The sequence below is a fragment of the Pseudogulbenkiania sp. AW2-16 genome (genome assembly GCF_056824575.1).
Genome location: NZ_CP157668.1, coordinates 597593 through 620498, shown reverse-complemented (window position 1 = coordinate 620498; position 22906 = coordinate 597593). Strand labels below are relative to the sequence as shown.

At 65.8% G+C, this 22906-nt stretch carries 20 protein-coding genes; 10 read left to right on the top strand and 10 right to left on the bottom strand.

Going from position 1 to position 22906, the window contains the following annotated elements; all coding sequences use genetic code 11:
* Nucleotides 1-86 precede the first annotated feature (86 nt).
* The 6 genes from gabD to ABKF58_RS02945 form a co-directional block, all read right to left on the bottom strand.
* Entirely contained in the window at nucleotides 87-1547 is a 1461-nt protein-coding gene (gabD, locus tag ABKF58_RS02970; protein WP_008955629.1) for an NADP-dependent succinate-semialdehyde dehydrogenase, read from the bottom strand.
* Between the two features lie 63 nt (nucleotides 1548-1610).
* A complete protein-coding gene (gene gabT, locus ABKF58_RS02965) occupies nucleotides 1611-2876 on the bottom strand; it encodes a 4-aminobutyrate--2-oxoglutarate transaminase (RefSeq protein WP_482583322.1) in 1266 nt (421 codons plus the stop codon).
* Between the two features lie 499 nt (nucleotides 2877-3375).
* On the bottom strand, nucleotides 3376-4677 hold the full coding sequence (locus ABKF58_RS02960) for a TolC family outer membrane protein (protein WP_482583321.1): 1302 nt from the start codon (nucleotides 4675-4677) through the stop codon (nucleotides 3376-3378).
* Between the two features lie 119 nt (nucleotides 4678-4796).
* On the bottom strand, nucleotides 4797-7928 hold the full coding sequence (locus ABKF58_RS02955; protein WP_482583320.1) for an efflux RND transporter permease subunit: 3132 nt from the start codon (nucleotides 7926-7928) through the stop codon (nucleotides 4797-4799).
* Nucleotides 7929-7938: 10 nt separating this feature from the next.
* The gene (locus ABKF58_RS02950; RefSeq protein WP_482583319.1) at nucleotides 7939-9012 is read right to left on the bottom strand and encodes an efflux RND transporter periplasmic adaptor subunit; all 1074 of its coding nucleotides are present in this window, start codon (nucleotides 9010-9012) and stop codon (nucleotides 7939-7941) included.
* A gap of 15 nt (nucleotides 9013-9027) precedes the next feature.
* Nucleotides 9028-9687 (bottom strand): TetR/AcrR family transcriptional regulator, encoded by a 660-nt coding sequence (locus tag ABKF58_RS02945; RefSeq protein ID WP_014085817.1) that lies wholly within the window; start codon nucleotides 9685-9687, stop codon nucleotides 9028-9030.
* Nucleotides 9688-9828: 141 nt separating this feature from the next.
* Here ABKF58_RS02945 and argB point away from each other — a divergent pair, with 141 nt between their 5' ends.
* The 3 genes from argB to fdhA all read left to right on the top strand — a co-directional run bounded on the left by argB (nucleotide 9829) and on the right by fdhA (nucleotide 12960).
* Nucleotides 9829-10704, top strand: a complete 876-nt coding sequence (gene argB, locus ABKF58_RS02940; protein ID WP_014085818.1) for an acetylglutamate kinase — start codon at nucleotides 9829-9831, stop codon at nucleotides 10702-10704.
* 239 nt (nucleotides 10705-10943) lie between these two features.
* Nucleotides 10944-11399, top strand: a complete 456-nt coding sequence (locus ABKF58_RS02935; protein ID WP_294867774.1) for a CBS domain-containing protein — start codon at nucleotides 10944-10946, stop codon at nucleotides 11397-11399.
* A 364-nt stretch (nucleotides 11400-11763) separates the two neighbouring features.
* Entirely contained in the window at nucleotides 11764-12960 is a 1197-nt protein-coding gene (gene fdhA / locus ABKF58_RS02930) for a formaldehyde dehydrogenase, glutathione-independent (RefSeq protein ID WP_008955621.1), read from the top strand.
* An 81-nt stretch (nucleotides 12961-13041) separates the two neighbouring features.
* On the opposite strand, the gene ABKF58_RS02925 is transcribed toward fdhA, so the two are convergent.
* The gene (locus ABKF58_RS02925; RefSeq protein WP_482583318.1) at nucleotides 13042-13818 is read right to left on the bottom strand and encodes an IclR family transcriptional regulator; all 777 of its coding nucleotides are present in this window, start codon (nucleotides 13816-13818) and stop codon (nucleotides 13042-13044) included.
* A gap of 163 nt (nucleotides 13819-13981) precedes the next feature.
* Here ABKF58_RS02925 and ABKF58_RS02920 point away from each other — a divergent pair, with 163 nt between their 5' ends.
* From ABKF58_RS02920 to ylqF, 7 genes are all read left to right on the top strand, one after another.
* Nucleotides 13982-15169 carry an acyl-CoA dehydrogenase gene (locus ABKF58_RS02920; protein WP_482583317.1) on the top strand — a complete coding sequence of 396 codons (1188 nt, stop codon included), beginning with the start codon at nucleotides 13982-13984 and terminating at the stop codon, nucleotides 15167-15169.
* A gap of 218 nt (nucleotides 15170-15387) precedes the next feature.
* Nucleotides 15388-16536, top strand: coding sequence for a CaiB/BaiF CoA transferase family protein (locus tag ABKF58_RS02915; protein WP_482583316.1), 1149 nt, complete (start codon nucleotides 15388-15390; stop codon nucleotides 16534-16536).
* 261 nt (nucleotides 16537-16797) lie between these two features.
* On the top strand, nucleotides 16798-18417 hold the full coding sequence (locus tag ABKF58_RS02910) for an electron transfer flavoprotein-ubiquinone oxidoreductase (RefSeq protein ID WP_482584325.1): 1620 nt from the start codon (nucleotides 16798-16800) through the stop codon (nucleotides 18415-18417).
* A 291-nt stretch (nucleotides 18418-18708) separates the two neighbouring features.
* Complete coding sequence (locus ABKF58_RS02905; RefSeq protein WP_482583315.1) at nucleotides 18709-19266, top strand: hypothetical protein; 558 nt, start codon at nucleotides 18709-18711, stop codon at nucleotides 19264-19266.
* A gap of 119 nt (nucleotides 19267-19385) precedes the next feature.
* Nucleotides 19386-19724, top strand: a complete 339-nt coding sequence (locus ABKF58_RS02900; protein ID WP_008955615.1) for a DUF4870 family protein — start codon at nucleotides 19386-19388, stop codon at nucleotides 19722-19724.
* Nucleotides 19725-19949: 225 nt separating this feature from the next.
* Entirely contained in the window at nucleotides 19950-20162 is a 213-nt protein-coding gene (locus tag ABKF58_RS02895) for a DUF3820 family protein (RefSeq protein WP_008955614.1), read from the top strand.
* A gap of 4 nt (nucleotides 20163-20166) precedes the next feature.
* Nucleotides 20167-21102 carry a ribosome biogenesis GTPase YlqF gene (gene ylqF, locus ABKF58_RS02890; protein WP_482583314.1) on the top strand — a complete coding sequence of 312 codons (936 nt, stop codon included), beginning with the start codon at nucleotides 20167-20169 and terminating at the stop codon, nucleotides 21100-21102.
* 255 nt (nucleotides 21103-21357) lie between these two features.
* Here ylqF and ABKF58_RS02885 read toward each other — a convergent pair whose 3' ends face one another.
* From ABKF58_RS02885 to ABKF58_RS02875, 3 genes are read right to left on the bottom strand one after another with little or no spacing between them, the layout of a single operon-like run.
* A complete protein-coding gene (locus tag ABKF58_RS02885) occupies nucleotides 21358-21810 on the bottom strand; it encodes a DUF3592 domain-containing protein (protein WP_482584324.1) in 453 nt (150 codons plus the stop codon).
* Nucleotides 21810-22238: a Holliday junction resolvase RuvX gene (gene ruvX / locus ABKF58_RS02880; RefSeq protein WP_482583313.1), complete on the bottom strand. Its 429-nt coding sequence runs from the start codon at nucleotides 22236-22238 to the stop codon at nucleotides 21810-21812. Before ruvX ends, ABKF58_RS02885 begins: the two co-directional genes overlap by 1 nt.
* Nucleotides 22231-22791, bottom strand: a complete 561-nt coding sequence (locus ABKF58_RS02875) for a YqgE/AlgH family protein (RefSeq protein WP_482583312.1) — start codon at nucleotides 22789-22791, stop codon at nucleotides 22231-22233. Before ABKF58_RS02875 ends, ruvX begins: the two co-directional genes overlap by 8 nt.
* Between the last annotated feature and the right edge of the window lie 115 nt (nucleotides 22792-22906).

Here is a 22906-nt window from a genome sequence, read left to right as displayed (position 1 = left end):
CCTGTCGTTCGGCCAAGCGGCAAAAAAAGGGGCCGGTCTCAGCCGGCCCTAATTCGCTTCACACCTGACAGGGTCTTACAAATTCATCAGCGGTCGATACCGCCCAGCAGCACATACTTGATTTCCAGATAGTCTTCGATGCCGTACTTGGAGCCCTCGCGGCCCAGGCCGGATTGCTTCACGCCACCGAACGGCGCGGCCTCGTTGGAGAGGATGCCGCTGTTGACCGCGACCATGCCGTACTCCAGGCCTTCGGAGACGCGGAAGATGCGGCCGATGTCGCGCGCATAGAAGTACGAGGCCAGGCCGAACTCGGTGTCGTTGGCCATCTGGATCGCTTCTTCTTCGGTCTTGAAGCGGAACAGCGGCGCCAGCGGGCCGAAGGTTTCTTCCTTGGCGACCTTCATCTGCGGCGTCACGCCGGTGATCACGGTCGGCTCGAAGAAGCTGTGGCCCAGGGCGTGGCGCTTGCCGCCGGTGACCAGCTTGCCGCCCTTGGCCAGCGCGTCGGCGATGTGCTCTTCCACCTTGGCCACCGCGTTCAGGTCGATCATCGGGCCTTGCGTCACGCCGGCTTCCAGGCCGTTACCCACCTGCAGCTTGGCGACGGCGGCGGCGAATTTCTCGGCGAAGGCGTCGTACACCCCGTCCTGCACCAGGATGCGGTTGGCGCAGACGCAGGTCTGGCCGGCGTTGCGGTACTTGGAAATCATCGCGCCTTCGACCGCGGCGTCGAGGTCGGCGTCGTCGAACACGATGAACGGCGCGTTGCCGCCCAGTTCCATCGACACTTTCTTCACGGTGTCGGCACACTGCGCGATCAGCTTGCGGCCCACTTCGGTGGAGCCGGTGAAGGAGAATTTCTTCACCGTGTCGGAGCCGGTCAGCACGGCGCCGATTTCGCTGGAGCCGCCGGTGATCACCGAGAACACGCCTGCCGGGATGCCGGCGCGGTGCGCCAGTTCGGCGATGGCCAGCGCCGACAGCGGCGTCTGGCTGGCCGGGCGCACCACCATCGGGCAGCCGGCGGCCATGGCCGGAGCGGCCTTGCGCGTGATCATGGCGTTGGGGAAGTTCCACGGCGTGATCGCGGCGGTGACGCCGATCGGCTCTTTGGTCACCAGGATGCGCTTGTCGGCGCCGGTGGACGGGATGGTGTCGCCGTAGATGCGCTTGGCTTCTTCGGCGTACCACTCGATGTAGCTGGCGCCGTAGGCGATTTCGCCCTTGGCCTCGGCCAGCGGCTTGCCCTGTTCGGCGGTCAAAATGACGCCGAGGTCTTCCTGGTTGGCCATCATCAGGTCGAACCACTTGCGCAGCAGGTTGGCGCGCTCCTTGGCCGACTTCTTCTTCCAGCTCTTGAACGCTTCGGCAGCGCCGGCCACGGCGCGCTCGGCTTCGGCGCGGCCCATTTTCGGCACGTGGGCGATGATCTCGCCGGTGGCGGGGTTAGTGACCGGGATGGTCTCGCCGTTGTCGGCGTCCAGCCACTCACCGTTGAGGTAGCACTGCTGCTTGAGCAGCGACGGGTCTTTCAGGTTCAGCATCATGTTCTCCGTGTGCGGGACGCTTCGGCCAACCTGGACAGGTTGGCCGAAGGGCAGGGCGGCTCAGGCGCGCAGGGCGGCGTCGAGCTTGGCCAGCGCTTCCTGGAATACGCTGTCCTCGATGGTCAGCGGGAACAGGAAACGTACCACGTTGGCGTAGGTGCCGCAGGTCAGCAGGATCAGGCCGGATTCCAGCGCCTTCTGCTGCACCTTCTTGGTGAACTCGGCATCCGGCTCGTGGCTGCCCGGCTTGTTGAATTCGACGGCGATCATCGCACCCAGACCACGCACTTCGGCGATCTGCGGCACGGCCTGTTTCAGACCGTGCAGTTTTTCCTTCAGTTCCTCGCCCAGACGGTTGGCGCGCTCCAGCAGCTTTTCTTCCTGGATCACGCCGATCACGGCCTTGGCCGCAGCCAGCGCCAGCGGGCTGCCGGCGTAGGTGCCACCGAGGCCGCCCGGGGCCAGGGCATCCATCAGTTCGGCCTTGCCCACCAGCGCGGCCAGCGGGAAGCCGCCGGCCAGCGACTTGGCCAGCGTCATCAGGTCCGGCGCCACGCCGAAGTGTTCCATCGCGAACAGCTTGCCGGTACGGGCGAAGCCGGCCTGCACCTCGTCGGCGATCAGCAGGATACCGTGCTGGTCGCACAGCGCGCGCAGGGCTTTCACCCACTCGGCCGGGGCCGGCACGAAGCCGCCTTCGCCCTGGACCGGTTCGAAGATGATGGCGGCGACGCGCGACGGCTCGATGTCGTACTTGAACAGACGCTCGAGGCTGGTCAGCGAATCGGCGATCGACACGCCGTGCAGCGCATTCGGGTAGAGACCGTGGTAAATGTCGGCCGGGAACGGACCGAAGCCGATCTTGTACGGAGCGACCTTGCCGGTCAGCGCCATGCCCATCATGGTGCGGCCGTGGAAGCCGCCGCCGAAGGCGATCACGCCGGAGCGCCCGGTGGCGGCGCGCGCCACCTTGATGGCGTTTTCCACGGCTTCGGCGCCGGTGGAGAAGAACGCGGTCTTCTTGGCGTAGTCGCCCGGGGTCAGGGCGTTGAGTTGCTCGGCCACCTCGACGTAGAGCTCATAGGGGACAACCTGGTAGCAGGTGTGGCTGAACTTGTTCAACTGTTCGGCCACGGCAGCCTGCACCTTGTCGTGAAGGTGACCGGTATTCAGGACGCCGATGCCGCCGGCGAAATCGATGTAGCGGTTGCCTTCCACGTCCCACAGCTCGGCGTTCTTGGCGCGTTCGGCGTAGAAGCCGCACATCACGCCGACACCGCGCGGAGTGGCGGCGGCTTTGCGTTGCTGCAGTTGTTGGTTGCTCATGAGGTCTCTCCTGTGTTCTGTGCCTGTGTGTCGGGCTGAGTGGGGTGGTCTCTACGGGTCCATGCCGGGGGCCCTGCGGCGACAGCGGCGTGCGCCGTCGTCGTGGGCCGCTCTGCTGAATCGGTCTGGGCCCGGCGAGCAGCACGGGTTGAGCAAATTCTAGACGGGTGTTTATTAAAAAGCTACGTTGTACTTAATAAATTAAACGGCAGGACGGCGCGAGTGTTGCGCTGCCGCCAAAGAAAACCGGCCGGAGGGAGCCGGCCGGAGGGTGTGCTGAGGAGCGTAAGCGTTTGTTTCGACAGGAAGAAGTCGGGGCCTGAGCCAAGCCGGTCGGGCGGTGCTCGAATCGTGCCACGGTGCAGGCACGCAGGCTGTGGCGAAAGGCAGGACCGGCCACCGTGCCTGGCGGTGCTAAACAAAGCGGGGCATCGCGCTGTACCGGCGCCGGCGCACCGCCCGCTCACCCCGCGGCACGCTGCGCCAGGGACTGTGAGGCTCAGCGCACGATGTAGGCGTTGACCTCGGCCAGTTGCTGCGGCCCCAGCTGGCCGGCGGCCTGCGCCAGCTGCAGCTTGGCGAGCAGGTAGTTGTAGCGTGCCTTGGCCAGCTGGGTCTGGTCGTTGTAGTACTCCTGCTCGGCCTGCAGCAGATCGAGGTTGGTGCGCACGCCGACCTCCTTGCCGAGCCGGGTGGAGTCGAGCTTGCTCTTGGCCGAGACCAGCAACTGCTGCTGCGCCTTGACCAGGGCCGCCCCGCTGGTGACGCCCAGATAGGCCTGGCGCACCTGCTCGCGCACCTGGCGGCGCGTCGCTTCCAGCTTGTCCTTGGCGCTGTTCTCGTTGGCCGCCGCCTCGCGCACCCGCGAGTTGATGCCGCCGCCGGCGTACAGCGGCAGCGTCAGCTGCAGCCCGACCGAGGAGGCACGGGTGTGCGCGGGGAGGGTGCTGTTGTCGGTGTTGTCCTTGTAGCCGGCGGTGAGCGACACCACCGGCAGGCGCTGCCCGCGCTTCTCGGTCAGATCCTGGCTGGCCAGCGCCAGGTTCTGCTCCTGTGCCTTGATGTCGAGGTTATTGGCCAGCGCCTGGGCGATCCAGCCGTCGAGATCGACGTTGGTCGGCTGATCCAGCGGCAGCGCCGGCGTGACGGCCTGCACCGCGAGCGGCTCGAGCCCGGTGAGACGCCGCAGGGCGTTGCGCTTGATCTCGAGATCGCTCTCGGCCAGGATTTCCTGCGCCACCGCGCCGTCGTAGCCGGCCTGCGCCTCGTGGGTGTCGGTGATGGTGGCGGTGCCGACCTCGAACGCGGTCTTGGCCTGCTCCAGCTGGCTGGCGAAGGCCTTCTTGGTGGCCTGGGTGGAGGCCAGCGTGTCCTGCGCCAGCAGCACGTTGAAGTAGGCTTGCGCCACGTCGACGATCAGCTGCTGCTCGCTGGCGGCGAAGCGGGTGTCGGCCAGGGCGCTGCTGGTCTTGCCCTTCTGGTAGCCGGTGTACTTGCTGACGTCGAACACGGGCTGCGTCAGCTGCACGCCGACGCCGTGCGTGGTGAAATTGCCGCCGGCGACGGAGGGCTGGATCAGGTTGGTGCGGCTGTAGTCGGCGCTCAGCGCCACCTGCGGCAGCAGCCCGGCACGGCCCTGTGGCGCTTTTTCGTGGCCGGCGTCGCGGTCGTAGCCGGCGGCGGCGAAGGACGCGTCGTAGCCGCGGGCCTGCTGCCAGGCCTCCATCAGGTCGAAGGCCTGGGCCGGCAGCGCCGCGGCGGCGATCAGCAGAGCGGTCAGGGTACGGATACGTGATGTCATTGCTGTTCTCGTCAAAGGCTGTTGCCGGAGCCTGTTCCGGATGATGTCGTTCTGCTTCGGGGCCGCCGTGCCGGTAGCGGCGTGGCGGGCGGCTTCCCGGCCGAGGCGTGCCATGCTCGTCATGCCTCGGCGCCTGCCGGCTGCGGTGCTGTGCCGGGCGCCTCCGCCGTGGCGCGCGCGACGTGGTCCTGCGCACGCGGCGCTGAGCGCTGCACCTTGAACCACTGCGCGTACAGTGCGGGCAGGAACAGCAGGGTCAGCACCGTGGCCACCAGCAGCCCACCCATGATCGCCACCGCCATCGGCCCCCAGAAGGTGCTGCGCGTCAGCGGAATCATCGCCAGGATCGCCGCCAGCGCGGTCAGCATGATGGGGCGGAAGCGGCGCAAGGTGGAACCGACCACGGCCTCCCAGCGCTCGATGCCCTCGCCGATGTCATGCTCGATCTGGTCCACCAGAATAACCGAGTTGCGCATGATCATGCCCGACAGCGCGATCACTCCCAGCATCGCCACGAAGCCGAACGGGGCACGGAAGGCGATCAGCGTCAGCGTCACGCCGATCATGCCGAGCGGCGCGGTGAGCACCACCATCAGCGTGCGCTGGAAACTCTGCAGCTGCAACATCAGCAGGGTCAGCACCACCACGATCATCAGCGGCGCCACCTTGGCGATGGCCTGCTGCGATTTCACGCTGGATTCGACCGAGCCCCCCATCTCGATGTGATAGCCCAGCGGCAGCGTGGCTTCCAGCTGCTTGAGACGGGGAGCCAGCGCCTGCACCACGTCCGCCGCCTGCACGCCGTCGGCGGTGTCGGCGCGTACCGTCACCGTCGGCAGCCGGTTGCGGCGCCAGATGATGCTCTCCTCCGGCTGGTACTCGATGCGTGCCAGCTGCGATACCGGGACGAAGCGCCCGTTCGCGGCCTGCACCATCAGGTTGCCCAGGCCGGCGACGTCGGTCTTCTCGGCCGGGTTGAGGCGCGCCTCGACGGTGATGGTGCGGTCGCCCTCGCGCAACTCGGTCACGGCGGCGCCGGAAATCAACAGCTGCAGTTGCCGGCCCAGGCTCTGGGTCGACACGCCGAGGGCGCGGGCGCGGTCCTGGTCGATCACCAGGCGCAGCGACTTGATCTGCTCGCCCCAGTCGTTGTTGACCTGGCGCGTGCCGGGCTGGCTGCGCAGCAGCGCTTCCAGCCGCGCGGCGATGCGTTTCACTTCCTCGTGGCGTTCGCCCATCACCCGATACTGTACCGGATAGCCTACCGGCGGCCCGTTTTCCAGCCGGATCACGCGTCCGCGCAGCGCGGGGAAGTCGCTGTCGAAGGCGCGCTCCAGGTCGCGCTTGACCGTTTCGCGCACCTTCTCGTCCCGGGTCATCACCATCAGCTGGGCGTAGTTGAGGTGCGGCATCTGCTGGTCGAGCGGCAGGTAGAAGCGCGGCGAGCCGCCGCCGACGTAGCTGGTGATGCTGTCGACGCCGGGGTGATGGGCGAACATCGCCTCCAGCTTCTTCGTCTCGCGCTCGGTGGCCTGGTAGCTGGCGCCCTGCGGCAGCCACAGGTCGACCAGCAGTTCCACGCGGTTGGAGGAGGGGAAGAACTGCTGCGGCACGAACAACCTGAACGCCCCCAGCGACAGCAGAAACAGCGCCAGCGTGGCGGCGATCACGCTCTTGCGGTGGTCGAGACACCATTCCAGCACGCTGCGAAAGCGCCGGTAGAACGGCTTGTGGTAGACGTCGGCGTGCTCTCCCTCGGCCTTGAACGTCGGCAGCAACTTGAAGCCGAGGTAGGGGGTGAAGATCACCGCCACCACCCACGACAGCACCAGCGCCAGCCCGACCACGGCGAACAGGCTGAACACGTATTCGCCGGCGTTGGACTTGGCCAGCCCCACCGGTAGGAAGGTGGCGGCGGTGATCAGCGTGCCGGTGAGCATCGGGAAGGCGGTGCTGGTGTAGGCGAAGGTGGCCGCCTGGTAGCGGTTCCAGCCCTGTTCCAGTTTCAGCGCCATCATCTCCACCGCGATGATGGCGTCGTCCACCAGCAGGCCCAGCGCGATGATCAGCGAACCCAGCGAGATGCGCTGCAGGTCGATGTTGAAGAAGTACATGGCGAGGAAGGTCATCGCCAGCACCAGCGGGATCGACAGCGCCACCACCACGCCCGAGCGCCAGCCCAGGCTGAAGAAGCTCACCGCCAGCACGATGACCACCGCCTCGATCAGCGAATGCATGAACTCGCTGATCGAGTGCCCCACCACCTTGGGCTGGTCCGACACCGGCGCGATCTCGACGCCGAGCGGCAGCGACGCCTTGACGCGTGCCAGCAACTGGTCGAGGTCGCGTCCCAGGCGCAGCACGTCGCCACCGTCCTTCATACTGATGGCGAGCCCCAGCGCCGGTTTGCCGTTGAAGCGCATGCTGAAGCCGGGTGGGGTGACGAAGGCGCGGTGCACGGTGGCGATGTCGGCGAGGCGGAAGCTCTGGCCGTTCACCGTGATCGGGGTATTGCGCACCGCCTCCAGCGTGCCGTAGGCGCCGCTCGGGCGCACCCAGATGCGTTCGCCGGCGGTCTCGAACACCCCGGCCGGCGTCACCGCGTTCTGCTCGGTCAGTGCGTTCCAGACGGTGCGGGTGTCGAGCCCCAGCGTGGCGAGCCGGCTGGTGGAGAGGTCGACGTAGAGGCGCTCCGGCTGTTCGCCGACGATGTCGACCTTGCCGACGTCGGGCAGGCGCAGCACTTCCTGGCGCGTGCGGTCGGCGTAGCGGCGCAGCTCCTCGGCGCTGAAGCCGTCGCCGGTGAAGGCGAGGATGTTGCCGAAGGTGTCGCCGAATTCGTCGTTGAAGAACGGGCCTTTGAGGTCGGCGGGCAGGTTCTGGCGGATGTCGCCGAGCTTCTTGCGCACCTGGTACCACTGCTCCGGCACCTTGTCCGGCGCGATGCCTTCGCGCAGGTTGAGCAGCAGCTGCGCCTCACCGGGCTTGGTGAAGCTCTTGACGTATTCCAGCCCGTCCAGCTCCTGCAGCTTCTGTTCCAGCTTGTCGGTGACCTGCTGTTCCATCTCGCTGGCGCTGGCGCCGGGCCACACCACCTTGACCATCATCGCCTTGAAGGTGAACGACGGGTCTTCCTTCTGCCCCAGCTGGGTATAGGCCCAGGCGCCGGCCAGCATCAGGGTGATCATCAGGTACAGCACCAGCGCCTGGTGCTTGAGCGCCCACTCGGACAGGTTGAGTCGTTGTTTCATGGCGGGCACCTCAAGGCTGGAGCAGGCGGACCGGCTGGCCGTCGCGCAGCAGGTGCACGCCGGCGCTCACCACCTGTTCCCCGGTTTTCAGCGCGCCGCTGACGCGGGCAACGCTGTCGTCGATGCCCTGCACGCTGACCTCTCTTCGGCCAACCTTGTGGCTCTTGGGATCGATCACCCAGACGTAGTGCCGGCCGTCCTGGTCGAGCAGGGCGGAGAGCGGCAGCTGCAGGTTCCGGTTGCTGTCCGGCGCCGGCAGCGTCACGGTCGCGCTCATGCCCAGCGCCAGCCCGGCGTTGGCGCCGTCGAGGCTGATGCGCGCGGCGTAGGTGCGGGTGGCGGGGTCGGCGTCGGCCGACAGCTCGCGCAAGCTGCCGTTGAAGGTCTGGCCGTCGGCCCACAGCTTCACCTGCAGCGCCTTGGCTGCCCGCAGCGCCGCCAGCGCGTTCTCCGGCACCTGGATCGCGACTTCGCGCGGACCATCCATGGCCAGCCTCAGCACCGGCTGGCCGGCGGCGACCACCTGGCCGGCCTCGGCGCTGACGCTGCCGATCACACCGTCGGCGTCGGCGACGAGCGTGGTGTAGGCGTTCTGGTTGCGGCTGCCGGTGAGCTGGGCCTGGGCCTGCTGCAGCTTGGCGCGCGCGGCGTTGACGGCGTTCTGCTGGCGCTCGACCTGGGCCGGGCTGATGAACTGCTTGCCCAGCAGTTCCTGGGAGCGCCTGAGGTCGGCCTCCTGCTGCGTGAGGTCGGAGCGGGCGGCGGCGAGCTGGGCCTGTTTGGCCGTGAGGTCGAGTTCGTAGTCGCTGGCGTCGAGCCGGGCCAGGAGCTGCCCCTTCTTCACCCGCTCGCCGGCATTCACCAGGCGCTGGGCGATCTTGCCGCCGACGCGGAAGGCCAGCGGCGTTTCCTGCCGGGCGCGGATGTCGCCGGCAAAGCGGGCGCCGGGCTGGGAGGCGTTGTCGCCGGCGGTGACGTAACGTACCGGGCGGATCTCTTCCTGTACTGTCGCCTCCTTGGCACAGGCGGCGAGCCCGAGCACCGCCACGGCGGTGAGGAGCCAGCGAGAGTGAGGTGTCTTCATCGTGTTGGGCCTTGCTTAGTTGTTGTTATGACTGGGGGCGCACAGGCCATTGAGGACCAGGTCGAGGGCCTCGGCCAGATGATGGCGCGAATTCTTGTAGGAATAACCGGCCCCCTCCGGCACCACCTTGCCGAACGAGTGCGCCCAGGTCATCGCCAGCACCAGCGGCGCCAGCAGGGCGTCGGTGGCGCTCTCAATCGGCACCGCGCGGAATTCCCCGTTGGCGATGCCGCGCTGCAGGATGCGGCCGACCATGCAGAGGCTGGGCTGGATCACCTCGGCGGCGTAGAACTGCGCGAGTTCGGGGAAGTTGGTGGCCTCGGCGATCACCAGCTTGCAGATACCCGCCAGCTCGGTGCAGCCCACCTCGTCCCACCACTTGAACATCAGCTGCTGCAGCAGCTCGGCGGCGCTGCCGCTGTGCTGCCGTTCGATCTCGGCGAATTCGGCGAAGCGCGACGACAGGTTGACCTGGATCACCGCCTTGAAGATTTCTTCCTTGTTCTGGAAGTACAGGTAGGGCGTGCCCTTGGTGACGTTGGCGGCGTGCGCAATGTCTTCCATCTTGGTGGCGCGAAAGCCTTTTTCGACGAACAGGCTCAGGGCGGCGTCGAGGATTTCCGACGGCCGGGCGTCTTTCTTGCGCTGCCAGCGCGGCAGGGTGGGTTCGCTCATGGTGATTGCTGAATGCTTGTTCAGTAGTGGAATGCAAATGTACTAAGCGCGGAGGCGGTTGGCAATTAATAAATAACAGTTCAGCAACGTGATTGATTACAATGCAACACTTCCCGTATCCCCTTACCCAGGAGACCGCACGTGACCGTATCCGCCACCGAGAAGGCGCTCATCCTCGCCGAGGCGCTGCCCTACATCCGCCGCTTCAACGACAAGACCATCGTGATCAAGTACGGCGGCAACGCGATGACCGACGACAAGCTGAAGGAGGACTTCGCCAAGGACGTGGTGCTGCTGAAGCTGGTTGGCCTGAACCCGGTGGTGGTGCATGGCGGCGGCCCGCAGATCAACGACATGCTGGAACGCGTCGGCAAGCACGGCGAGTTCATCCAGGGCATGCGCGTCACCGACCAGGAAACCATGGACGTGGTGGAAATGGTGCTGGGCGGCCAGGTCAACAAGGAGATCGTCTCGCTGATCAACCAGCACGGCGGCAAGGCCGTGGGCCTGACCGGCAAGGATGGCCACTTCATCCGCGCCCACAAGCTGTTCCTCAAGGGCGAGGGCGAGGGCGAGCAGATCGACATCGGCCGCGTCGGCGAAATCGACGTGATCGATCCGGCGCTGGTGTCGCTGCTCGACTCGCAGGACTTCATCCCGGTGATCGCGCCGATCGGTGTCGGCAGCGACGGCGAGGCCTACAACATCAACGCCGACCTGGTGGCCGGCAAGTTGGCCGAAACCCTCCATGCCGAGAAGCTGGTGCTGATGACCAACACTCCGGGCGTGCTGGACAAGAACGGCAAGCTGCTGACCGGGCTGACTGCCGAGAGTGTCGAGGCCCTGTTCGCCGACGGCACCATCCACGGCGGCATGCTGCCCAAGATCAGCTCCGCTCTCGACGCCGCCAAAAACGGCGTCAACTCGGTGCACATCATCGACGGCCGCGTCCCGCACGCGCTGCTGCTGGAAATCCTCACCGACGCCGGCGTCGGCACCATGATCCGTGCCAAGTAAGCGCGGCTGGGCAGCTATTCGTTCCGGATCATCTATAGTGGAGGCATAGTTCCAAAAAGCATTAGACGCGAGAACGCGAAGGCAAGTGAGCGGGGCCACAGACAGTACAGATAGTACGGCAAGTGCTCGCTGAGCGAATCTTGAAGATTCGCACGCTGTCTGCGTAGCGCCGCCGACAAAGTTATCGTGTTTAAGGCGAATTGGAACAACAGGTCCAAACGTCTGCAAAGGGGGATCGCATGCAAACCGTACGACAATTGCTCGACAGCAAGCCCAACCGGCAACTGATCTTCGTTAGTCCCGACGCCACGGTGTTCCAGGCCCTGCAGGTCATGGCCGAACAGAACGTCGGGGCGGTACTGGTGATGCACGCCTGCGACGTGCACGGCATCTTTTCCGAGCGCGACTACGCGCGCCGCGTGGTGTTGCAGGGGCGGACTTCGGCCGGCACCCACGTGCGCGAGATCATGACCAGCCGCGTGGTGTACGTGACCCCCGAGCAGACCGTGGACGAATGCATGGCGCTGATGACCGAGAAGCGCATCCGCCACCTCCCCGTGATGGAGGGCTGCGAAGTGCTGGGTGTGGTCTCGATCGGCGATCTGGTGCGCGCCACCCTCGAAGAGCAACAGCTCACCATCGACCAGCTGGTGCACTACATTCAGGGCGCACCGGCCAGCCCTCCCCGGATATAAGCGCACGGCAACCGGACGCCCGGCCTCGTGCCGGGCGTTCTGCTGCCGGCCTGACCCCTTTTCCTGTTGTATCCCCCCAACGCTTTTCTGCCGTGCCATCCCCGCGGGGCGCTGTCGCGCCTGGTTGTTTGCGGCGGCGGCCGGCCGCTGTCGTATTGCCATGAAGCGTCGTTCTGGCTCGGCGACGGCGTGGTGGCCGGTGCAAGACAGGGGCGTCCGATTTTTCCGCATGTCGGTTTTTGGCCGTTGTGGGGCGTTTTCTGTCTCGTTGCCGGGGGCGATCGCGCCTATTGTCGCGAAGCGCGCCGGCCGACGCTTTGCCGTCGCCGTGCGTGTAACCCATCGAAAAATTCGGAGGCAGACAATGAGCGACAATCGCGGTGTGGTGTATCTGGGGCAAGGTCATGTCGAGGTGCAATCCATCGGCTACCCGAAAATGGTCGATCCGAGCGGGCGGCCGATCGGCCACGGCGTCATCCTCAAGGTGGTGACGACCAATATCTGCGGCTCGGACCAGCATATGGTGCGCGGCCGCACCACGGCCGAGGTCGGGCTGGTGTTGGGCCACGAGATCACCGGTGAAGTGATCGAGATCGGCCGCGACGTCGAGACGCTGAAGATCGGCGACCTGGTGTCGGTGCCGTTCAACGTGGCGTGCGGTCGCTGCACCACGTGTAAGGAGCAGCACACCGGGGTGTGCCTGAACGTCAACCCGTCGCGCGCCGGCGGCGCCTATGGCTACGTCGACATGGGTGGCTGGATCGGCGGGCAGTCCGAGTACGTCATGGTGCCGTACGCCGACTTCAACCTGCTCAAGTTCCCGGACAAGGACAAGGCGATGGAGAAGATCCGCGACCTGACCTGCCTGTCCGACATCCTGCCCACCGGCTACCACGGCGCGGTGACGGCCGGGGTGAAACCGGGCTCGACCGTCTACATCGCCGGCGCCGGTCCGGTCGGTATGGCCGCTGCCGCTTCGGCGCGTCTGCTGGGCGCGGCGGTGACCATCGTCGGCGACATGAACCCCGAACGTCTGGCGCACGCCCGTGCAGTGGGCTTCGAGACGGTGGACCTGTCGCTCGACGCCACGCTGGGCGAGCAGATCGCCGCCATCCTCGGCACCCCCGAGGTGGATTGCGCGGTGGATTGCGTCGGCTTCGAAGCGCGCGGCCACGGCACGCACGCCCACGAAGAGGCCCCGGCCACGGTGCTCAACTCGCTGATGGAAGTTACTCGCGTGGCTGGTGCCATCGGCATTCCGGGCCTGTACGTGACCGACGACCCGGGCGCGACCGACGCCGCCGCCAAGCGCGGCAGCCTGTCGATCCGTTTCGGCCTGGGCTGGGCCAAGTCGCACTCCTTCCATACCGGCCAGACCCCGGTGATGAAGTACAACCGCAACCTGATGCAGGCCATCCTGTGGGACCGTCTGCCGATCGCCCAGATCGTCAACGTCAGCGTGATCTCGCTCGACGAGGCGCCGAACGGCTACCGTCAGTTCGACGGCGGCGCGCCGCGCAAATTCGTCATCGACCCGCACGGCACGCTCAAGTCGGCCTGATCGTTCCGCCATAAACCAAGCGGGCGAACGCAATGCGTTCGCCCGCTTTTTCTTTGTCTGGTGTTGTGGCTGTGGGCGGCGTCAGGCCGCCCCCGGCGCGATGCGCCGCGCCATCTGCTGCAGTGCCGGCGCGATGTCGCGCTCGAAGCGCTCCGCGGTGAACAGCGCCGCCGGGCCGCTCGCGTTCAGGCTCATCGGCGGCTGACCCGGAATCGGCGACGGCAGCGGCACGCCGACCGCCATCACCTCCGGCACGAACTCCCCGAACGAACTGGTGTAGCCCTGCTCGCGGCATTGTTGCAGTGCGGCGTCGAGGCGGTTCTTGATCGGCGGCCAGTTGCCGCCGTAGCGGCTGGCCAGTTCTTCGTCCAGCCGTGCCCGCTCGCTGGCGCCAAGCCCTGCATAGCAGGCGCGACCGATGGCGGTGGTGGCGACCGGCACGCGCGAACCGACCGTCAGCTGCACCGACACCCGCGCCGCACTGCGGCAGGTCTCCAGGTACACCATGTCGCTGCCGTCGCGCATCGCCAGGCTGACCGAGACATTGTGCGCCAGCGCGAACTCGCGCATCAGCGGCGCGGCGGCACGGCGCACGTCGTAGCTCGCCAGCACCACCGAGCCCAGTTCCAGCACCGCCAGCCCAAGTCGATAAAAGCCGCTGTCCGCTTCGTGGCTCAGGTAGCCCAGCTGGGTCAGGGTGTGGGTCAGCCGCGACACCGTGGATTTGGGCAGCCCGGTGCGGCGCGCCAGCTCCTGGTTGGACAGCCCGCTCTCGCCGGAGCGGAAGGCGGACAGCACCGTCAGGCCGCGTGCCAGCGCGGTGACGAACAGCCTGTCCTTGTCGTGCTCTTCCGTCATGGTGTTCTTCTTCCTGTGGGTTTTGGCGCGGCAAGCATAGCCTGCCTGCTCGTTGCGGCCAAGAAAACGCTTTACAAGCCAGCGCGGCGCTTGCTAGTCTATTTCACATAGTAAAACCAAATTCCGCATAGCGGAACAACGAAACCGCAAAGGAGAGTCGCCAATGGCCGCCCCGACCAGCCGTGCCCCGTTTTCCTGGGAAGATCCGCTTCTGCTGGAAACCCTGCTGACAGAAGAAGAGCGCATGGTGCGCGATACCGCCCACGCCTACTGCCAGGAACGCCTGATGCCGCGCATCCTGACCGCCAACCGCGAGGAGCGCTTCGACCGCGAGATCATGAGCGAGATGGGCGAGCTGGGCCTGCTGGGCTGCACCATCGACACTCACGGCTGCGCCGGCCTCTCCCACGTCGCCTACGGCCTGATCGCCCGTGAAGTCGAGCGTGTCGATTCCGGCTACCGCTCGGCGATGAGCGTGCAGTCGTCGCTGGTGATGCACCCGATCTGGGCCTACGGCACGGAAGCGCAGAAGGACAAATACCTGCCCAAGCTGGCGACCGGCGAGTGGGTCGGCTGTTTCGGCCTGACCGAGCCGGACGCCGGTTCCGATCCGGCCGGCATGAAGACCCGCGCGCGCAAAGTCGACGGCGGCTATCAGCTCAAGGGCAGCAAGATGTGGATCACCAACAGCCCGATCGCCGACGTGTTCGTGGTCTGGGCCAAGGACGATGACGGCGAAATCCGCGGCTTCGTGCTCGAAAAGGGCATGAAAGGTCTGTCGGCGCCGAAGATTCACGGCAAGTTCTCGCTGCGCGCCTCGATTACCGGCGAGATCGTGATGGACGACGTGTTTGTGCCGGAAGAGAACCTGCTGCCGGGCGTGAAGGGCCTGAAGGGGCCGTTCGGCTGCCTCAACAAGGCGCGCTTCGGCATCGCCTGGGGCGCCATGGGCGCCGCCGAGTTCTGCTGGCACGCGGCGCGCCAGTACACGCTGGACCGCAAGCAGTTCGGCCGCCCGCTCGCCGCCAACCAGCTGATCCAGCTCAAGCTCGCCAACATGCAGACCGAGATCGCGCTGGGCCTGTCGGCCGCGTTGCAGGTAGGGCGGTTGATGGACCAGGGCCGTGCCGCGCCGGAGATGATCTCGCTGATCAAGCGCAACAATTGCGGCAAGGCGCTCGACATCGCCCGCGTCGCGCGCGACATGCACGGCGGCAACGGCATCGCCGACGAATTCCACGTCATCCGTCACGTGATGAACCTGGAGGCGGTCAACACTTATGAGGGCACGCACGATGTGCACGCCCTGATTCTGGGCCGGGCCCAGACCGGGATTCAGGCGTTTGCCTGATAGGGAGCGGCCGCCGAGGCTCCACCCGGCGGCCATGGTCGTTCCTGTCTGTTCTTGAGGCCCGGCTTGTCCGGGCCCTTTTTTCTGCCGTGACAGCCCAGAGTGGATGGCCGACCGTCCGTTGCGGCCTGTTTCGGCCAACCTTTATGAAAGTTTGCAGAGCCTGTCCCAGTAGGCGTAGCTGCCTAATGGAGCAGGGTCTTACTGAGGAGATGACAATGTCTGGCGCCCTTTCCGGTTTCAAGGTTCTCGATCTGACGCGCGTATTGGCAGGGCCGTGGACCGGCCAGCTGCTGGCCGACCTCGGCGCCGAGGTGATCAAGGTGGAACGTCCCGGCCAGGGCGACGACACCCGGCAGTGGGCGCCACCCAGCCTGCCGGACGGTACCGCCGCCTACTTCCTGTGCGCCAACCGCGGCAAGCGCTCGGTCACCGTCGACATCACCCGTCCCGAGGGCCAGGCCATCGTGCGCAGGTTGGCCGAAGAGGCCGACGTGCTGCTGGAGAACTACAAGGTCGGCGGGCTGAAGAAATACGGGCTCGACTACGACAGCCTCAAGAGCCTCAACCCGCGCCTGGTGTACTGCTCGATCACCGGCTTTGGCCAGGACGGCCCCTACGCCGAACTGCCCGGCTACGACTACATCGTGCAGGGCATGAGCGGACTGATGAGCATCACCGGCCCGGCCGACGGCGAACCGCACAAGGTCGGCGTCGCGGTGACCGACCTCTTCACCGGCCTCTACGCCGCCAACGCGGTGCAGGCGGCGCTGCTGGCCAGGAGCCGCACCGGGCAGGGCCAGTACATCGACATGGCGCTGTTCGATTGCTCGCTTGCCATGCTGGCCAACGTCAACATGAACTGGCTGGTCGGCCGCACCGTGCCGCCGCGCCTGGGCAACGCCCATCCCAACATCGTGCCCTACCAGGTGTTCAAGACCGCCGGCGACGGCCACTTCATCCTCGCCTGTGGCAACGACAAGCAGTTCCGCGCGGTGTGCCAGTTGATCGGTCAGCCGCAACTGGCCGATGACGAACGCTTCGCAAGCAACCCGGCACGGGTACAATACCGCGAGCAACTGGTGCCGATGTTGGCCGAAGCCTTCCGCGCCCGCAGCCGCGACGAGTGGCTCAAGGCGCTCGACGAGGCTGGCGTGCCGTGCGGGCCGATCAACAACGTGGCCGAGGCCTTCGCCGATCCGCAGATCCGCCATCGCGGCATGGAAATCCATCTGGAAGACAGCGTCGGCCAGGACGTGCCGCTGGTGGGCTGCCCGATCAAGCTGTCCGGCACGCCGGTGGAGTATCATCGGGCCCCCCAAGCTCGGTGCCGACACCGACGAGGTGCTGGGCGCGCTGGGGTATGATGGTGAGGCAATTGTGCAACTGCACCAATCAGGAATAATTTAAACGCTTGTTTGATTTTTGACGGATGGCTGGATTCATTGCATCATGATCGCCATTGAATTCCAAACAGCATCAGGAGCGAGAAAACGAAGCCCGTCAGGGCGAGTTTCTGCGAAGCTAAGGCGAAGGCAAGTGAGCGTAGCCGACAAAGTTGTCGCTTCTAAGGCGAGTTGGAATAACGTCATGCGGATGAGCGAGGAGTAGCGGTGGAACGCGAATACATGGAATACGACGTGGTGATCGTCGGCGGCGGCCCTTCGGGGCTCTCCGCGGCGATTCGCCTCAAGCAGCTGGCGGCCGAGAAGGGCCAGGAGATCAGCGTCTGCCTGCTGGAGAAGGGCTCCGAGATCGGCGCCCACATCCTGTCCGGCGCGGTGCTCGAACCGCGCACGCTGAACGAACTGATCCCCGACTGGAAAGACAAGGGCGCGCCGCTCAACACCCCGGCCCAGAAGGACCAGTTCCTGCTGCTGACCGAGACCGAGTCGATCCAGCTGCCCACCCCGCCGCAGATGCACAACGAGGGCAACTACATCATCAGCCTGGGCAACTTCTGCCGCTGGCTCGGCCAGCAGGCCGAAGAGCTGGGAGTGGAAATCTACCCCGGCTTCGCCGCCGCCGAAGTGCTCTACCACCCGGACGGCTCGGTCAAGGGCGTGGCCACCGGCAACGTCGGCACCGGCAAGAACGGCGACCAGGACGGCGAGCCCGGCATCGAGCTGTGGGCCCGGCAGACCGTGTTCGCCGAAGGCTGTCGCGGCTCGCTCACCAAGACCCTGTTCGAGCGTTTCAAGCTGCGCAACGGCGCCGACCCGCAAACCTACGGCATCGGCATCAAGGAACTGTGGGAGGTGAAACCCGAGCTGCACCAGCCGGGCAAGATCACCCACACCGCCGGCTGGCCGATGGACACCGCCACCTACGGCGGCTCCTTCCTCTACCACCTGGAAAACAATCAGGTGGTGGTCGGCTTCGTGGTGGGGCTGGACTACCAGAACCCCTACCTGTCGCCGTACGAGGAATTCCAGCGCTTCAAGACCCACCCGGCGATCAAGGACGTGTTCGAAGGCGGGCGGCGCCTGTCCTACGGCGCGCGCGCCATCTCCGAAGGCGGGCTGCAGAGCATTCCCAAGCTCACCTTCCCGGGCGGGGTGCTGATCGGCGACACCGCCGGCTTCCTCAACGTGCCCAAGATCAAGGGCACCCACACCGCGATGAAGTCCGCCATGCTGGCGGCCGAGGCGATCGTCGAGGCGCTGGCCACGGCCCAGGAAGGCCAGCCGCTCGAGGCCGCCACGTACACCGCCAAGTTCAAGCAGAGCTGGCTCTACGACGAGCTCTACCGCGTGCGCAACATCCGCCCGGCGTTCCGCTGGGGACTGTGGCCGGCGATGCTCTACTCGGCGCTGGACACCTACCTGTTCCGCGGCAAGGCGCCGTGGACGCTGCACCATAAGCACGCCGACCACGAATGCCTCAAGCCCAAGGACGAGTGCACGCCGATCGCCTACCCCAAGCCGGACGGCGTGCTGACCTTCGACCGGCTGTCGTCGGTGTTCATCTCCAACACCAACCACAGCGAAGACCAGCCGGCGCACCTCAAGCTGAAGGATCCGACGGTGCCGATCCGCGTCAACCTGGAAAAGTACGACGCGCCCGAGCAGCGCTACTGCCCGGCCGGGGTGTACGAGATCGTCGGGCGCGAAGAGGGGGCGCCGCGCCTGCAAATCAACGCGCAGAACTGCGTGCACTGCAAGACCTGTGACATCAAGGACCCGACCCAGAACATCAACTGGGTGACGCCGGAAGGCGGCGGCGGGCCCAACTACCCGAACATGTGATCCAGCAAACCCGGCGTCATGCCGGGTTTTTTTATCCCCTTGCTCCTTGACAGGGGAGGGGAGCCATCGGCATGATGGGGCCATGCTTAAATCCTTTGTCACCTCCTACGTCTATTTTTATTGGTACCGCAGCTCATGGCGGCGCCAAGGGGCGTGTGTGCTCTGACAAAGCAAACCAACACACCAGATTCCCGACAAATGCCGCCGCGGTTCAGGCGGCATTTGTCTTTTCAGCTCCCGGCAAATGATCTCCCGAACCGCAGTCACCCGACTTCACTGGAGAACGAGATCATGAACCCCCGCCACGATGCCTTGCTCAGCGCCGACGCGGCCCTGCCGAGCCTGCCGGGCTGTGCTATCACCCTGTTAAGGGATGTGGAATTGCTGTCCGAGGGTGCCAACGGCGTGGCCGAACTGCGCGCCACCCAGCCCATGCCCGGCACCTTGCTGCTGGCGGAATCACGCCTGCCCGGCATCCGCACCGTCGCCATGCTGCTGGCTGCTTCTCGGCGCCGACACGACGGCAGCCATGCCCCGGCGCGTTTCAGCGATGCGGCCGACTGGCTGGCGGCACGCATCCTGCTCCTGGGCTTGAGCCATGTCGCGGTGAGCGCCGATACGCTGCCGCAACTGGACGAAGCCAACCGCCGCTTGGCGTTGCTGGCACAACGGCTGGGGCTGCCGTCTCGCCCGGCGGTGCCGGTGCTGATGACGGGAGCGGCGCAGGCCGAGGTGGCTGGGCCGAGCCTGCCGCTGTGGCTTGAGCGCTGCCGGGTCGAGGAGGTTATCCGCTTCTGCCGCGACGAGACGGCCAAGGTCCTGGCGCGCTGGAGCGCGGCCGGCGTCTAGCCCCGAACCGCTCAGGCTGGCGTCGCTGCGTTACCTTGCGCTACTGTCTGTGGCCGTGGGCCAGGACGGGACGGCTTTGCCGGCGTGCCGGTGGCCATCCGATAAAACAAGGAAAACGCATGGAACTGATCGACCACGAATTTGAACGCAAGCTCAACAACCTGACGCTGGCCGTCTACATCCTGCAGGCGCTCAGCCTGTTCGTCGGCGTGACGGCGATCGTCGCCATCATCATCAATTACCTCAAGCGTGACGACACCCGTGGCACGCTGTACGAGAGCCATTTCCTGTGGCAGATGCGCACCTTCTGGTGGGGATTGCTGGGGCTGGTGCTGGGCTACTTGACGGTGTTCCTGCTGGTCGGCTTCGTGATCCTGTTCGCGGTCTACGTCTGGCTGATCTATCGTGTGGTGAAGGGCTTTCTCAATCTCAATGACGGCAAGCCGATGCCCTTGTAAGAGCCTATCCCATTAGGCAGTTGCGCCTTCGCATCTTGAGCGCCGGCAGTGCTCGGAATCCTCATGGACTACGTGTCCATTCCGGTTCCTGTGCGCTGGCGGCACTCAACCTGCTTTGGCTCACTTGCCTACTGGAATAGGCCCTGAAGACAGGTTTTCTATGTTGCGCATGGTCAGTGCCTGCACTCTTTGGCACAATGCGCTTCCCCGAGTTCGAGTGCCGCCATGAATGCCGACGACCTTCTCCTGCTGGTGACGCGCCAGATGCCGTTCGGCAAGTACCAGGGCCGGCTGATCGCCGATCTGCCCGGGCATTACCTGGCTTGGTTCGCCCGCGAAGGCTTTCCCAAAGGGGAAATCGGCCGCTTGCTGCAGCTGGCCTTCGAACTCGATCACAACGGACTGTCGTCCCTTTTGGACCCCTTACGGAAACGGTAACAGCATGGCGATTCAATGGTTTCCCGGCCACATGAACAAGGCGCGCAAGGATCTGGCCGAGCGCGTCAAGGATATCGATGTGGTCATCGAAATGCTGGACGCCCGTCTGCCGGCGTCCAGTGCCAACCCGATGATCGCGCGCATGACGCGCGGCAAGCCGGCGTTGAAGATTCTCAACAAGCAGGATCTGGCCGATCCGGCCATCACCCAGGTCTGGCTGGATTACTACTGTTCCAAGCCGGGTACCCGCGCCATCGCGCTGGATGCCGGCGAGCGGGCGCCGGTCACCAAGCTGGTGTCGGCCTGCCGTGCGCTGGCACCCAACCGTGGTGGGCTGGAAAAGCCGTTGCGTGTGCTGATCTGCGGCATTCCCAACGTCGGCAAGTCGACGCTGATCAATAGCCTGGCCGGGCGGCGCATCGCCAAAACCGGCAACGAGCCGGGTATCACCAAGGGTCAGCAGCGCATCCTGCTGGCCGACGACTTCGAACTGGTCGACACCCCGGGCATGCTGTGGCCCAAGATCGAGGTGGAAGAGGGCGGCTACAACCTGGCCGCCAGCGGCGCGGTCGGCCGCAACGCGCTGGACGAGGAAGAGGTGGTGCTGGAGCTGCTGCGCTACCTGATGAAGCACTACACCACGCTGCTGCAGGAGCGCTATAACGTCGGCGATATCGAGGGCTGGCAGGATTTCGAGGTGCTGGAGCAGATTGGCCGGCGCCGCGGTGCCATGCTGGGCGGCGGGCGGGTGAATATCCAGAAGGCCGCCGAGATCGTGCTGACCGATTTCCGCGCCGGCAGCATCGGCCCGATCACGCTGGAGCGCCCGGACGAATGGAAAGCCTGGGAAAAGGCGGCGCGCGAGCGCGAGGCGGAGCGCCAGGCTTTGCGTGAAGCGCAGCGGCTGGAGCGGGAGCAACGCGCCAAGGGTTCGCGCTGAGCTTCTCCCATTAGGCGGCTGTACCTTTGCATCTTGAGTGCTGGCGGACTGCGTGCGACTCTTTTTAAAGAGTCGCGCAGCGATGCGGAATCCTCATGTACTCCGTGTCCATTCCGGTTCCTGTGCTCCGGCAGACACTCAACCTGCTGTGGCTCGCTCGCCTCCTGGGATAAGCTTCCATGGCGGCAGTTTTTGAATCAATGAACAACGGGTGCCCGAGGCACCCGTTTCGTTTTGGTCCGCTTGGCTCCTGGCCTAATCCTCGCCCTTCAGCAGCAGCAGGCCAGCCGCCGCGACGAGCAGCGTCAGCGCCTTGCCGGCCCAGGCGGTCCAGTGCTCCCCAGGCTCCAGGCAGGCTTCCTGCGGCCGTTCCGGGTTGTAGTAGACGCGTACCACCGCGCCGTTCGGGTACTTCGCCAGGACCGCTTCGGCCTGATCGCGGCTTTGCATCGCGCCGGGGTTGGGGTAGCGGCGGATGGTGGATTCGAGGGTGACGCCGCCGACGCTGTAGCGGTAGCGCAACTGCGGCAGATAGTCGTCGCGATTGCCGTCGCCGCCGTTGTGGGAGCGGATGTCGAGACGGCTCTCCACGATGGTGCCGCTGGCCGAGGGCCAGTGCGTGGCGTTCTGCCCCTTCTCGCCCAGTTTCCACAGGTAGACGAAAGCCGCACCGCCGATCAGCAGCAGCGCGAGCGGGATCAGGCGCATCACACCGATTCGCCCGGTTGTTCGAACCAGGTCTGCAGGATGGCCTGCGCCGCGACCTGGTCGAGCGCCGGCTTCTGCTTGCGGCCGCGCACCCCGGCTTCGTTGAGCAGGCTTTCGGCGATCAGCGAGGTGTGGCGCTCGTCGACCAGCCACACCGGCAGCCCGAAGCGGCCCTTGAGGCGGTTGGCGAAGCGGCGCGAGAGCCGGGTCAGGTCGTGCTCGGTGCCGTCGGCGTGCACCGGCAGGCCGACCACCAGTTGTGCCGGCCGCCATTCCTCGATCAGCTTGCCGATGGCGGCGAAGCGCTGCTCGGTGATTTCGGTGTCGATGGTGGTGAGTGGATGGGCGATGCCGAGCAGCGTCTCCCCCATGGCGACGCCGATGCGGCGTTCGCCGAAATCGAAGGCCAGCGTGGTTCCGTCAGGCATGGCCGCAATCGGTGGAGAGCAAGGTGGGGTCGAATCCCAGCAGCGCCATGGCGGCGTCGTAGCGTTCTTCGGCGGGCAGCGCAAAGATGATGTGCGGGTCGGCGTTGACCGTCAGCCAGCCGTTGTTGCGGATTTCCTCTTCCAGCTGGCCGCTCGACCAGCCGGAGTAGCCCAGGCTCACCATCATGGTGTCCGGGCCCTTGTTCTCGGACACCGCCACCAGCACGTCCTTGGAGGTGGTGAGTGCCAGCTCGTCGGTGACCAGCAGGCTGGTCTGCCAGTTGCCGACCGGCATATGCAGCACGAAGCCGCGCTCCGGCTGCACCGGTCCGCCGAAGTAGACCGGCTCGCCCTGCAGCGCTTCTTCGGTCAGCGGCAGGTCGATCTGGTCGAACAGCTGGGCCATGGCGATGCCGGAGGGCTTGTTGACGATGATGCCCATGGCGCCGTGTTCGCCGTGCTCGCAAAGATACACCAGCGAGCGCGCAAACAGCGGGTCGGTCATGCCGGGCATGGCGATCAGGAACTGATTGGACAGGGAGAGGGCTTCCATGAAGCCATTATGGCACAACTCGTGAGGGGCACCAGCGGGCGACGCCGCCGCCCGCCTGTCGTAAAATGCGCGCTTCCGCTCCCTTTGCTGCGAGGACGTCTTGCGTCTCACCCAT